The following is a 13,583-nucleotide window of genomic DNA, read 5'->3' as shown; positions in this document are numbered from 1 at the left end:
TAGGATATTCCTTGAGCCCCAATAATCTTTGCACCATCAACTGTACTTGCCGCTTTTCTGCACGTCCGTATCCAGTCACTGCCTGTTTGACTTCCGTGGGAGACATCTCCACCAATCGTATCTGCGATTGCTCCAATACCAACAACACAATCCCCCGGGCCTGTCCAACTGCAAGAGCGGTTCGACTGTTCTGGCCAAAATAGAGCTTTTCGACAGCGCCCACATCGGGACACAGACGATCGCGTATGTCACACAATCCATCATACAACTGCCTTAATCGCAATGCAGGAGGGTCGTCCGGCGAGGTCAGGAGTGCTCCGTATTCCACCGCCCGCGTTGTGGATCCGATGCGCTCAATGAGACCCCAACCTAAAGTCGCGGTGCCGGGATCAATCCCCAAAACACGCATGTGAATCCCTCCATCTTATGTAATACGACACGAGACGACGAATTCCCTATTTCCGGTAATAATAAAATTTATGGCCCTTTATCGTACCATATACTGGCGATGATTCCGTCTCCTCTTTACTCCGTCACTATCCTCAGGCACACTGGTTATAACGACAAAAACGGCCCAATGAGGTGCTCTTATGGACGAGGTGATCATCGGCTTTGATATTGGCACCACCCACCTTAAATGGCAGGTGGCTTCCCTCGAGCGTGACGCTATCTACGATCAGGGCGTGAGTTCCGCCCACCGCTTGAGTTCCGGTGAACGCTCGGAACAAAATCCCGTCGCGATTGCCGATGATATAGAGGCTCTCTTGGACACTCTCACCAGGCGTTTTGCCGTCCGTCGCATTAGCTTTTCGGCCGCCATGCACTCCTTAATGGCAGTGAATGCTGCGGGATGCCCGTTAACCCCCAGTCTGACGTGGATGGACGCTCGAGCCGTTGGTGAGGCTCAGGCCCTGCGCAGTCAGCCCGAGGCGCAGTTATTGCGGCGCACAACCGGTGTACCCATCCATGCCTCATCGCCACTGGTGAAGTGGCTACATCTACGAAAAGAGCTGCCCGCCGATGCCCGTCCTATTGCTCTAAAGGACTATGTCCTTTATCGATTGACCGGTGAATGGTTGCAAGACTACTCCATTGCGTCGGCCAGTGGGTTTCTGGGACTAAACCACCAGTATTCTCTCGACGCAGTACAACTCGCTCATCTGACGCCCGACCGCCTTCCGTCACTCCATAGCATGGCCTGGGAGGTTCCTGAACGACAGGGACGGTTCACGGTACGAATCGGGGGGAATGATGCTGCCATGGCTCACCGTCATCTGCGAATTCCCCCCGATGGATCCATTGCGGTCCTCTCAATGGGAACCAGTGGTTCACTTCGCACCACATTCCCCCAGGCGTTGTATCACCCTGACCTCTTTTGCTATACCATGGGGCCAAAAGAGGGGTTTTTAGTGGGATCGGCCTTTTCCAATGTCGGCAGTCTCTTAGTCTGGCTGTCCCAAATCTTTGCAGTTCCCGTTGACCACTTGCTCAAAGACGCTTTACACACCGTGTATAGCAACGACCCCCTCCCGCTAGTGATTCCGTATCTCTATGGGGAGCGCTCCCCGTGGTGGAATGAATCTCTTGACGCCGAATGGCGACACCTCTTACCGCAGCACGGTCAGAGACACCTAGCAGCAGCCACTCTGGTATCCATCGCGGCGGGATATTGGCAAGGCCTCTTGACATTAGAGAGGGTAGGGCAACCGATGGTGGAAATTCGCGCTGGGTCAGGTCTCATTGAGTCTCCAGGAATGGCACAATTTTTTGCTGATGCCCTAACTCGGCCCATTGTGCTATTTGATGAACAAGACGCATCTCTTGTGGGCGCCTTAGACTTAGCCAAGGATCCCCTCCCATCGCCGCGGATGCCAAAATCATCGACCCGTTACAGTCCCCATGATGGGGGAGTACTGCACCAACGGGTGCGCAACACAGCCCAGATGGTGAGGGAGACCATGTCTGAGCCCTAACGGTCTAGAACACGCGAGGGGCCTTCTTGCTAGAGCCACCGTGGTTCTCACTGGAATTCGTTCCGCCGGGGGTATCGCACTAGAAAAAGCAGGCCCAAAATGCTTTGGCCTGCCGAGATTATACGTCACGTTAATCTTGGAGCAGTTCTTCCGGAAAATCAGCATTGGAATAGACCTTTTGCACATCATCATGATCCTCTAAAAGCTCTAGAAGTTCAATCAGCACTTCCGCATCATGCCCATCAATGGCTACTGTGGTCTTCGGCAAACGGACTAATTCTGCCTCATCCACTTCAATGTGGCGATCTTCAAATTGTTGTCGGACCTCGTCTAATACCTCCGGTCCGGTAAGGACATAAAATCCGTCTTCTTCCCGCGTTAAGTCGTCAGCCCCAGCTTCCACCGCCACATCCAATAGCTCCTCTTCGGATAAGTCAGTATGGCTAATGAGGAGTCGTCCTTTAGGTTCGAACATCCAGGCTACACAACCGGTTTCCCCGAGTGCTCCCCCATGACGAGAAAAGAGGTGGCGGACTTCACCGGCCGTCCGATTGCGATTATCGGTCAAAATATCAAGATAGACGGCGGTGCCAGACGGACCATAGCCTTCATAGACTACTTCCTCATAATTGACCCCCGCCTCTTGGCCCGTGGCACGACGAATTGCTCGCTCAATATTGGTAGCCGGTAAGTTGTTCGCTTTCGCCTTGTCAATTGCCATGCGCAATTTAAAGTTGGTTTCTGGGTTTCCCCCCCCGCGCTTGGCTGCTGCCATGATTTCCTTGGTCAACCGCGAAAACACGGTCCCTTTGACGGCATCGACCTTGGCCTTTTTTCGCTTAATGTTGGCCCATTTGGAATGACCAGACATTGAGCAATCCCTCCTCTAAATCGTATTCCTCATGGGCGAGTCCTATCTTCCGTCGTTCGCACCGACCGCCCTTCTTCTCCCACACTATATCATAGTGACCGCACCTCTTGAGCCCAAACCGCGCTCAAGCGAACCCATGACGCAGTCCTCCCATCATTAGCCATTGGAGGCGATTCGACGACCACAATATCCGGCGAGCTCCGCCCGAGAGTGCTCGTCCCATAATTCACTACTATGATGTACGTAGGAGACCGCCCGAGAAAACTCCCGATCGAGTTGTTTGGTGCGAGGAATAGGCACGACTTGTGGGTAATTGGCAATGAGCATGGCAAGCCGTGGACGCCGTTCCAACCCCCTTCTCCAAAAGCTCTCGGCTTCTCTCACTTTCCCCATTTGGCAGAGAATAAGTCCGGCTGAATAGTAGTCCTCAGGAATGTATTCTGCCGCCTCCAGGTATGCGCGCAAGGCATCTTCGAGTCGACCAATACGATGAAATACCTGAGCCAACGTATCTAGGGCCTCGCCACCCATTCCCGTGATATCCCAAGCGATAATCTCTTCCAGTGCCGGTTGTGCCAGCGCCCACGCATGCTGCGCGATATAGGTCAAGGCCAGATAATAGAGCGCGCGAATATAGGGGCGCACATTTTCGTCCTCCCATCCGGTATGACGCTTGGTGCGAGGCAAGTCGCGTTCAGCCTGGGCCGTGGCCATTTCACAGAGTTCCCGAGCCTGTTCTGGATCTCCAGTACGAATATAAATCGCCGCCATGCCAGTGAGTGCATCAGGATATAGCGGTTCACGCTCTAATATTTGACGAAAACATTGTTCGGCCAACATAAATTCCTCGGATAGAATAAATTCCCAGCCTTTTTGCGCATCTTCCCAATCCGACATGCTTAGTCCCCTCTAAACTCATCAAATTTCTTGATACGAAATTTACACTCTGACGCCCTATTCGATTCGAAAATAACGTCTTTTGCCAACCTTGATCCAGTCTCCTGGCGAAAGGTGCACCATATCCCCCATGCTCACTTTGTCTCCGTTGACGCTCACCGCCGCTTGTGTCAAGAGCCGCCGAGCCTCCTGTCGACTAGCAATATCGGGTAACATCGCCACCAAATCTAGCGAAGCCATGTGAGTCATATCTGGCGTATACGCGATGCGTCTCGCGTCTTCGGGCACCTCTTTATGGACAAACGTGAGATTAAACTGCTGTTCTGCTTGAGCGGCTCGCTCCTCGCCCCAGAACCGCGCAACAAGTCGCCTGCCCAACTCAGCCTTCACATTACGAGGATTTTCCTCTTGCATCCGTGTGGTAATCACGTCGGGCTGGGCTCCCAATAGCAGTTGATACCATCGCACCAAAAGAGTATCGGGGATCGACATGACCTTACCGAAAATCTCGTCCGGGGATTCGTCAATCCCGACATAATTGCCGAGGCTCTTACTCATCTTCCGTACTCCATCGGTGCCTTCCAACAGTGGCATGAAAATGCCCACTTCGGGTTCTTGCCCGTAGGCCTCCTGAATTTGTCGAGCAGTCAAAATATTGAATCGTTGGTCTGTCCCGCCGAGTTCTACGTCCGCCTTCAAGGCTACCGAGTCATAGGCCTGCATCAGCGGATACAACAGTTCATGAAGATGGATAGGAAAGTGCTCGGTAAACCGTTGATGAAAATCGTCGCGCTCGATAATACGCGCTAACGTGACATGGCTCATCAAGTGAATCAGTGCAGTTAAATCTAGTGGTGCCAGCCATTCGCTGTTATAACGAAGACTGAGACGCTCGGCGTCGAGAACTTTTTCCGCCTGAGCCACATAGGTGGCAGCAAATTCCTTCACATCTTCGGCATTGAGTTGACGACGGGTCTCCGACCGACCCGTGGGATCGCCAATGCGGCCCGTCATATCACCAATCAAAAACACAACTTGATGACCTAACTCCTGAAATTGACGTAGCTTCTCTAAGACCACCGTATGCCCTAAATGAATATCCGGCGCCGTCGGATCCACGCCAAGCTTGACAATCAGCGGGACCCCAGTACGTTCAGACCGTTCTAATTTCACGATGAGGAGCTCTCGACTCACAACATCGTCGGCCCCATTAAGCAACCATTCGACTTTAGACTGAATATCTTGCACTTCTGGCCTCCTGACCACTACTGCCGAGAGTATAGCATAGACACCATTCGACTCAAAGCGTTAATCCATCTCCTCAAAAAACGCGACCGTGACGCCATCTCCGCCCTCTCCAGGATCTCCCAAGCGGTACTTGAGTACCCGGGAATCCCCTTTCAATTGCAGTGTCACTGCCCGCCGAAGCGCTCCGGTTCCCTTACCATGGATAATCCGCACGAACGGTGCGCCCGCTAAGACGGCATCATCAAGATATTTGTCTACCACCAATAGGGCCTCTTGTTCCCGCATTCCACGAAGGTCCACCTCTAACCCTAAGTTTTCGCTCTTTTGTCGACCGATAGCGTGATATCCTCTCTCACGTCCGGTTTCGACCCGATTGGCAGGTAAATCGCTGACCCGTTCGAGTTCGCTCAGTTGTAGCTTCATGCGCAAGGATCCAATTTCCACCGTAGCACTCTGCCCCTTTAGCTCCACGATGGTTCCAATATCGGGAAATCCTGCCACACGGACGCGATCCCCCGCTTTTTCTGGAGAACTGCCGGACACGACCGACTGACGGGCCATACCTCGCGGGACCCGGGCCAACCCTCGGTATTGCTCTCGCAATTTTTCTAACGCTCGCCCGCGCTCCGCTCCTTCCTGACTACGGACCAATTCCACCGTCTGATTAAATGCCTCGGTGAGTTCATCCAACTCCCGACGCCAGACCTTTTCAGCCTTGCTACGGTCTTTCTCCAAACGTTCTTGAAGATCTTGTTCCCGACGCGCCAGTTCTCGCGCCATCTGCTCCAATTCGCCGCGCTTCCTCAACATCTCCTGCTGATCAAGACGTAGTTGCTGTTGCAGCTCGTTCATTGCCTGAATAGCATCGGCCAGGGTAATCGCTTCATGATCCATAATGGTTTCCGCACGATCGACCAAATACGACGGAAACCCTAATCGCCGAGCGATATAAAAGGCATGTGAACTTCCCGGCGAGCCTAAGACCAAGTGATACGTCGGCGCTAAGGTCTCGCGATCAAACTCCACTAAAGCATTTTGAATGCGTGGATCGTGCAACCCCAAGAGTTTCAAACGACTGTAATGGGTGCTGATAATTGCCGACGCCTTCTTTTCTACCAAATGTTGAATCATGGCTTCGGCCAGTGCCGACCCTTCTTCTGGGTCGGTGCCCGCACCAATCTCGTCAATGAGACAGAGCGTATCCTGGTCGGCCCCTTCCATCATGGGAGACAATCTGACTAAATGCCCCGAAAAAGTGGACAGGCTTTGTTCTAGGCTTTGCTCATCGCCGATGTCCGCCCACACCTGGCGATAGAGGGGGATGGTTGTCCCGGGATCGGCGGGGATCATCAGACCTGACAACGCCATCATTACCATCAGCCCAGCCGTTTTAAGAGCAACCGTTTTCCCTCCGGTATTAGGCCCGGTAATAACGATAGCGGGGCGATCCGAGGACAATTCCAGCGATATCGGCACGGGATGGCCAATGAGAGGATGGCGCGCATTGGTAAGCGTCAACCTCTGACCACCGATCTCCGGAATCACACTTTGATGGGCTAGCCCATAGCGGGTGACGGCCAGGTGGGTATCAAACCATGCCAGTTGATGGTGAATCTCTTCGAGGGTCGACGAGACCACGGCCACTTGGCCTGTTAACACCCCTAATATACGCTCAATTTCGCGCATCTCATCTTGCCGAAGCGTGGTCAATCGATTTTGTCGCTCGACCACCTTTAACGGTTCCACGAACACCGTCTGCCCACTGCCTGATTCATCATGCACAATCCCAGGCACAGAATGGCGAAACTCGTTTTTGATAGGAATGACTCGCCGGCCAAATCGCAATGTAATGATGCCTTCTTGAATATAGGAGGCCCATTCGCGGCTGTGCAAGATCCCCTCAAAGATGGTGTCGATCTCTCGTTCAACGCGCCGAATATGCCGCCGTATCTCACCCAGTTGAGGCGAGGCCTGATCGCGTACTTCTCCATCCTCACTGATAGCGTGATTGATGGCTTGGATGAGCGTGACCGGCAAAATGCTGCGCTCGAGATGCATCATGATAATCTCATACTGATGGCTATCTTCCACTTGTCTAAGGGTTTGATATACCGCCAAAGTGCGCCGCAGTAACACAAAATCTCGGATGGAGAGCACCCCATCCTTTTCTACCCTCTCTAACAGATCCTCTAAAGATTCCGCTCCCCGTGCTGTGCAAAGTCCACTATCAATCCATCGATAACATTCCTCGATGGTCTGATGTTCTTCGCGTAGCCAATCCTGATCTGGGTGCGGGGCTAGACGCCATATCCGCTGATGCCCCATGCTTGTCTCCGCTTGATCGGCTATCAATTGAAGCACCTTATTCCAGTCAAGAATCGCCAACGTGTCCGGAAGTCGCTGTGTTATCAATTTAAGGTCCCTTCTATACAAAGGAGACCATCATCTGGCCTCCCAACAGTGATTCATCGTGTCCGTCCAATTTTACCGCGACACCAATCCTCACGCCAGCCTCTTTACCTTACGATTCCACTTCATTCGCCCGGAAATCCCATCTACTCTATGACAACCAAAGACCATGAGGGGGCATTTCAGGAATTGAATGGCTCCTCACGTAAAACATCCTCTTGGCAGGTTGCGCCCGAAGAACGAACCGAAGAGCAAGGGCTACATTAGTGCCCCTGGAAAACATCGTGACGGCTTCGTCCGAACCCGAACCATCTTGTGTCAGCCTAGCATCGCCGATTGCAGCATATTCAGCGCCGCATTGCCATCGCCATTATGCCGGCCTCCACAGTTAAGTCTGTCTTGCACTACGTAAAATGGAGCCTCGAACAATCTTGACTCGTGAAACGGAGGTCTACCAGCACGACACGGCGACCGGCTTTTGCAGCTATGTAGGTCGTGTCCTGAACGAGTTGATGCTATCCCGCCTCGACAATGCCCTTCGCCAAATGGAGGTTTTTCAGGAGCTCCGTCAACCAAGGGGTTTTTCGCCGCAATTTCATAATGACAAAAATCTCTGTCCCCATTTCGATTCAATGGGTACTATGCAGAAATCCTGCACAATCGGAATGGGTTCTCGAAAAGTCGTACCACCGGCTGAGGGATGATACCATTCGCAATATACGACCAAATGGCATCATCGAAGCCGAGTGGAGGGAGGTTTTGATTCCTCACTGTACTCGGCTTGCCGGTAGTTTTCTCCGCTTAGTTACCCGTGCACCGCCGAAAATCCAGGCACTCCGTCGAAAAGATAGAGGTTTTCGGTTTTGATATTGTCAAATCCCGCCTCGGTTACCGCCATGAGTAGGTCTACCACCTGGCGGGGCTGAACGTGGTCTCCCTCTTCAGCTAGAAACCGACATCGCCAGTGGTCCGTGCAGAATGTCTCAGGCAAGCCGTCCGGCCACACCTTAACACCCCGGTTGGTAATGACCCGCAACCGGAGCGGGTCCACGAATACCTGGCTGAGCGAACGGCCCAGGTCGTCTGCACTCCCTTGGTCCCAGTCGAGGAACACATCAACCCCCACCAGACGTTTTTCCGCCTTTTGATGCTGGCTATCTTTTTTCCACAGCGACATTGGTTGCAGCGCCCGGTAAGACACCGGTTTTAACACCTCAGGCATTTGCCCCAAGCGTTGGACCACTGCCTCTGCGAACTCGCTGGTACTTGCCCGCTGCTGGCTAACCCCTTCGGTGAAGATATCGCTTGTGTGAATGCCGTCCTCTATGGTCTTCAACCATGCATTGTGCACCCGCGTAGCGATCTCGGACTGGCCAATATGGACCAGCATCATAACCGCAGCTAGCAACAAGCCCGAGGGATTGGCGCAATTTTGTCCCGCCAATGTTGGCGCCGATCCGTGGACGGCCTCAAACATGGCGAACTGGTCTCCAATATTTGCTGAGCCCGCAAGCCCCACTGATCCGGCAATCTCTGCGGCCACGTCGGACAGAATATCGCCGTATAGATTTGGCATGACCAGGACATCGAAAAGTTCTGGAGTGTTCGCCAGTTTCGCCGCTCCAATATCGACAATCCACATCTCGTTCTGGATGTCGGGATACTCGGCGGCAATCTCATCAAATACCTTATGAAAGAGCCCATCGGTGAGTTTCATAATGTTATCCTTGGCGAGACAGGTCACCTTTTTGCGGTTGTGGGTGCGTGCGTATTCGAACGCATAGCGGACAATTTTTTCCGACCCCGGACGGGTGATGAGTTTGAGACACTGATATACTTGGTCGGTTTGCCGGTGTTCGATGCCTGCATATAAGTCCTCCTCATTTTCTCGTATGATGACCACGTCCATAGTTGGGTGCCGGGTATGCACATACGGATCATAGGACACCGTCTGACGGACGTTTGCATATAATCCGAGAGCTTTTCGCATGGTCACGTTCAGGCTTTTGTACCCACCACCCTGAGGCGTCGTGATCGGCGCCTTGAGGAACACACGATTTCTTCGCAACGAATCCCATACCCCGGGTTCCATTCCAGTTTCTATTCCGCGCAGATACACTTTTTCTCCGATTTCAATCGTCTCGATCTCAATATTGGCTCCAGCAGCCTGAATGACGCGTAGTGTAGCCTCCATAATTTCTGGACCGATGCCGTCTCCATAAGCTACGGTGATGCCGGTGCGTTGTGTCATGGCCATATTCTCCCTTCGGTTTCTCCGCTATTTACTCATTCTGCTCCAGTATCCATTGCCCCCACAGGTTGGATAGATTACATAGCCAAGCCCGCTCCAAAGATAGCATGATGCGGCTTAGGGACCCTCTACGGCGAGCGGAAAAGCGTTGCTGCAGGCGGGACACTTCCATTCGCCGTTTTCTCGACAGCAGTAACAATCCGTCGCTCATCCCTCCGCTTAACCGACGTCCAAAGTCTGACGCGTCAGTACATTTTTGAGTACCAACATTTTCTTCGCCTAGCATCCACAAACCATCAGCGGCCATCGGTCTCGTCGACCAGAAATCCCTGCACGCTAATGGCTTTAGGCGTCAAGCTGTGCTTATGCCTAAGGTGCATGGATGCCAACCATCCCCACGGATCGACCCCTTGGACATAACGCAGCAGATAATGTGAGCGAGTCTTGATGTCCACACCCACTGCATTCATATCAAGTGCCGGTCCTTCGGGACCGGTGAGCCTTCCAACACCTAGTTCCCTGACACTGGGGACAAATAAATCCCCGAGGCCATCCTGGCTGATAGAGGTGATTTTGACAGACCTCTTCGGTCTCGCCGCGGTCGTGCCATTGGATCACCGTCATCTACTCATCCCTCTCCGAGCGCCCCGATTGTCCCTAATTTTAGCATACGTTTCACGACGCGGGGACTCTACCCAGACTTAACCGTTAATGTATGTACACCAATCCTCACGAGTTCTTACAAGACGTCCGACATCTGGGTCTCTTTTGGAATGATCGTCCCTCGGATTGGCCCCTCGAGGCATCTCATTACGCAAATTGAGACATTTGGCTTTCGCTTAGCCACACTCGACCTGGCGTTATGGCTAACTCGTTTTGTCATGAGTGTGGTCTTCATCACTTCCGATCCATTTCGCCGCAGGAACGGCCACCTAAGCCGGCTCCGAATCTTGTCCCAGAGGATTCCCTGATTGGCGTAGACAGTGCGGTTTCTTGGTATGTCAATCAGCGAATTCTAGCCCTTCAAGCTGATCTCGCCGCCACGCGGGGCACTCTTCGAAGGCGGATCGGATGGCATCGCAGTGAGTCACAGAATGACAAAATCGGTTAGCACCAACGCAATCCCTAACCACTCAACGCGACTCGCAGGGCTGTTCACCCGTTCCGCTCTCCGCTTTCGCGGGAACCCAAAGCCTCTGCGACAAAGGAATTCACCACCTACCGAAGATTGGTCGTCACTGCCAAGCCACCACGGGTTCACAGTTCGTTGCGGCTCACTCATGTGCCTCAGACCCACCAGATTCCACGTTACGGTAGACACCATGCCATCTTGGCTATCTCACTTGAATGGGGTAATTTGCAAGAGCAGGACTTGCACCTGCAAGCTTCTGTACATGCTAGTCGCACGGTATGCAAGGCTTTTAAAGCCGTGGCCCTGATCGGAGACGATCGGGGTCTAACGTTTGACCAATCGCCAGAAGATATCGCTGTTGCATCCAGTCGACCGCTTCCGCCGTCACGCGAACAAACGAGTCGATATTCCCCGTGATTTGTGCATGTTCTAAGGTGGTGAGATAGTCGGCTCGGGAGGTAGCCGGATAGGATGCGGGCGGATAGGCATCTCGCAACAGACAGCCATTCACCAGAAGACGCGCAACCCGCCCGTTCCCATCCACAAAGGGATGGATCGCCGCCAGTTGGATATGGGCTTCGGAGGCAAAGACTATCGGATGGACGGACGTGGACCGGTGAGCAAATTGCTGAACAAAGTGGGTCATGGCGTCCGGTACGCGAAGAGGGTTGGGTGGGACATGACGAGAACCGCGAATGAACACCGGAACCGTGCGGTAATGACCAGCGTCGTCAGGAAGTATCCCTTGCATGACCAGTTGGTGTAGATGTGCAATCACAGATTCCGTCAGAGGATCGGGACCGTGGACCCATTGTTCCAAAGCGTCCCATGCGCTCGCAATATTAGTCACTTCGAGGTGTTCTCGCAAGGTTTTTCCGCCAATGGCGATGCCGTGTTCCAAGACGACTTGGGTTTCGTGCAAGGTCAGCGTATTGCCTTCGAGGGCCGTGGTATCATGGGCGAAGCGGATAAGAAAATCATCCAACAAGCTGCGCAGTGTCGCTTGGGGCAAAGGGCGTGCCTGGGCAATGGTGTGTTGTTGCCTCGTGACGCGTTGAAGTAAGAGGTCGAGCGATTCGGTCATACCGGAACGCTCCTTTCGCTAGGACTCATGAGGAGAGTATACCGCATTTGCATCAAGAGGAGGAGGGAGAGGCTCACAGTGGTGCCTTGGGGAAATAGGCGTGATACCCCGCAAGCGCTTTGGACCGCACTGTCTCATTTATAGAGTATTTTTTACCAATGCGACGACTGGTATGCCATTGTTTTCGGGGCGTCTCGGCATTTTGGCGAAGCCAGTGCTCGATGAGAGTTCGATGGGGAGCCATTGGGGGGCTGAAGCCGAGTTCTTTCGGGCGTACTGCGGGCTCTCGGTCGTTTCGGTTCGCTGAAGATATTTGGTCACGGTCTTCCGGGAGAAATGAAACTCCCGGGCAAATGCGTCGAAGGGATCACCCTTCTCGTTCGCACAGTTGGCGGATAAACTGAATATCGGGCATCGAAATCACTCCTGTTACCTCCGCACCATGAAGTTGGCTAGCTGGCCAAATTTCATGGTACCGGATGGGATGATCGCGGTGCCCTTTTAGTTAGCCACCGCCGTACGGCTGTGGTCCCCAGTTACTCGGCCACTTGGCCGAAAGTGGCACCCTTTTCCTCGGCCATTTACAGGCCCGGTACAAACAGTGCAGAAACACCGCGCTGTCCAAGGAAGTTGTTGACAATACACCCGGAGCGATACGCCGAAGAAATCCACAAGTCGGTACGCTGAACCACCTGCAGCTGCAATGGCTTAAAATTCTCAGAACCAGCCAACATGTCAAGATCCGGTCACTGAACGCCATGCCCACTGAGAGAATGGCACTCGGATTCCGCAACAGTGGGTAGGAGGCCAGAAGCGGATTATCGATCCCCCAAGCGACCTCGTATCTTGAACCTCCCCACCCTAAAGTGGCGTGTCCGCATACCGTCAATGCTGGTTGACTGGCCAGGGACCGATGGCGCGTTTACAACGTCCGCGTGATTAACAGGCGGGTATCAAGACCTGTATAGCTAGGACTTTATCGTCACCGCGTCCTCAATGGCCTTCATCATCGCATAGGCGCCATTAGTGCGATTCGAACACACCACCACCAACACTTCCCAGGCGGGAAAGAACGCAAAGTGAAAGTTGACCCCTGGGTCGTACCCCATTAGGTAATATTTGAAAATCTCTTCATCCCGCCGATCGATCCATACACCATACCCGTAGAACCAACCTTCAGGGTCAGCTGCCACATGCGGAGTCAAAAGGCATGCGGTACTCGTCGGTGTTAAGAGCCGATGTTGCATCAGGGCATCCCACGCATTCGCGATATCCTCCACGCTTGCATACACACCACCGTCGGCGCCGCCTTTAGCAGGGACTGAATAGATATTGGTCTTCCACCGCCCATTGGGCAATTCAATGTGTCCCTGAGCCGTTTTCGATGGCAGGGCGTCCAATTCAAAGTATCCCGAGCGCGTCATGCCTGCTCGGGCCAACACATGCTCTGCCACATAGTCTTGAAATGGCTGACCCGTGACCTGTTCAAGCACTAGCCCCAAAAGAATATAGCCGGTGTTATTGTATTTGAATCGCTTCCCAGGCCCAAACTGCATAGGTCGATCTTGGAATAACGGCAAGAAGTCTTCGAGACGGCGCATACGGTACATGGGACGCTCGACCCACAATTCTTCGTAATCCTCTATCACGTCCTCGTCGAAGTAGTCAGGAACTCCAGCGGTATGCGTCAATAAATGATGAATCGTGATCGCCGGATC

The 13,583-nt window shown here is 53.2% G+C and carries 11 protein-coding genes and 1 pseudogene; 1 reads left to right on the top strand and 11 read right to left on the bottom strand.

Annotation, left to right across the window (positions count from 1 at the left end):
- Positions 1–409 (bottom strand): crossover junction endodeoxyribonuclease RuvC (locus ACOJWD_RS02005; RefSeq protein WP_486991551.1); only part of this gene is annotated, 409 nt, incomplete at its 3' end.
- A gap of 181 nt (positions 410–590) precedes the next feature.
- On the opposite strand from ACOJWD_RS02005, the gene ACOJWD_RS02000 reads away from it, so the two are divergent.
- Positions 591–1,973: an FGGY family carbohydrate kinase gene (locus ACOJWD_RS02000; protein ID WP_486991550.1), complete on the top strand. Its 1,383-nt coding sequence runs from the start codon at positions 591–593 to the stop codon at positions 1,971–1,973.
- A 130-nt stretch (positions 1,974–2,103) separates the two neighbouring features.
- Here the strand turns inward: ACOJWD_RS02000 and ACOJWD_RS01995 are convergent, their stop codons facing one another.
- The 10 genes and pseudogenes from ACOJWD_RS01995 to ACOJWD_RS01950 form a co-directional block, all read right to left on the bottom strand.
- Positions 2,104–2,844, bottom strand: coding sequence for a YebC/PmpR family DNA-binding transcriptional regulator (locus ACOJWD_RS01995; protein ID WP_486991549.1), 741 nt, complete (start codon positions 2,842–2,844; stop codon positions 2,104–2,106).
- A gap of 156 nt (positions 2,845–3,000) precedes the next feature.
- Positions 3,001–3,741: a tetratricopeptide repeat protein gene (locus ACOJWD_RS01990; protein ID WP_486991548.1), complete on the bottom strand. Its 741-nt coding sequence runs from the start codon at positions 3,739–3,741 to the stop codon at positions 3,001–3,003.
- Between the two features lie 57 nt (positions 3,742–3,798).
- Entirely contained in the window at positions 3,799–4,989 is a 1,191-nt protein-coding gene (gene tyrS / locus ACOJWD_RS01985; protein WP_486991547.1) for a tyrosine--tRNA ligase, read from the bottom strand.
- Positions 4,990–5,049: 60 nt separating this feature from the next.
- Complete coding sequence (locus ACOJWD_RS01980; protein ID WP_486991546.1) at positions 5,050–7,401, bottom strand: endonuclease MutS2; 2,352 nt, start codon at positions 7,399–7,401, stop codon at positions 5,050–5,052.
- 401 nt (positions 7,402–7,802) lie between these two features.
- Positions 7,803–7,901, bottom strand: a pseudogene (locus tag ACOJWD_RS01975) (zinc ribbon domain-containing protein); the annotation flags it as partial.
- A gap of 302 nt (positions 7,902–8,203) precedes the next feature.
- Positions 8,204–9,649, bottom strand: a complete 1,446-nt coding sequence (locus ACOJWD_RS01970; RefSeq protein WP_486991545.1) for an NADP-dependent isocitrate dehydrogenase — start codon at positions 9,647–9,649, stop codon at positions 8,204–8,206.
- A 296-nt stretch (positions 9,650–9,945) separates the two neighbouring features.
- Entirely contained in the window at positions 9,946–10,119 is a 174-nt protein-coding gene (locus ACOJWD_RS01965) for a hypothetical protein (protein WP_486991544.1), read from the bottom strand.
- A 1-nt stretch (position 10,120) separates the two neighbouring features.
- Positions 10,121–10,273 (bottom strand): transposase, encoded by a 153-nt coding sequence (locus tag ACOJWD_RS01960; RefSeq protein ID WP_486991543.1) that lies wholly within the window; start codon positions 10,271–10,273, stop codon positions 10,121–10,123.
- A gap of 797 nt (positions 10,274–11,070) precedes the next feature.
- Positions 11,071–11,865: a Fic family protein gene (locus ACOJWD_RS01955; protein ID WP_486991542.1), complete on the bottom strand. Its 795-nt coding sequence runs from the start codon at positions 11,863–11,865 to the stop codon at positions 11,071–11,073.
- A gap of 968 nt (positions 11,866–12,833) precedes the next feature.
- On the bottom strand, positions 12,834–13,583 hold a 750-nt coding region (locus ACOJWD_RS01950), incomplete at its 5' end, for a serine hydrolase domain-containing protein (protein ID WP_486991541.1).

It is taken from the genome of Sulfobacillus sp. TH-112, from assembly GCF_057473405.1.
Note: the sequence above shows the minus strand (reverse complement) of the source record. Positions and strands in the feature narration are given on the sequence as shown.

Coding starts and splice junctions, on each gene's coding strand:
- ACOJWD_RS02000 (WP_486991550.1), top strand. CDS start 591: ATGGACGAGGTGATCATCGGCTTTGATATTGGCACCACCCACCTTAAA.
- ACOJWD_RS01995 (WP_486991549.1), bottom strand. CDS start 2,844: ATGTCTGGTCATTCCAAATGGGCCAACATTAAGCGAAAAAAGGCCAAG.
- ACOJWD_RS01990 (WP_486991548.1), bottom strand. CDS start 3,741: ATGTCGGATTGGGAAGATGCGCAAAAAGGCTGGGAATTTATTCTATCC.
- ACOJWD_RS01970 (WP_486991545.1), bottom strand. CDS start 9,649: ATGACACAACGCACCGGCATCACCGTAGCTTATGGAGACGGCATCGGT.
- ACOJWD_RS01965 (WP_486991544.1), bottom strand. CDS start 10,119: ATGAATGCAGTGGGTGTGGACATCAAGACTCGCTCACATTATCTGCTG.
- ACOJWD_RS01960 (WP_486991543.1), bottom strand. CDS start 10,273: ATGACGGTGATCCAATGGCACGACCGCGGCGAGACCGAAGAGGTCTGT.
- ACOJWD_RS01955 (WP_486991542.1), bottom strand. CDS start 11,865: ATGACCGAATCGCTCGACCTCTTACTTCAACGCGTCACGAGGCAACAA.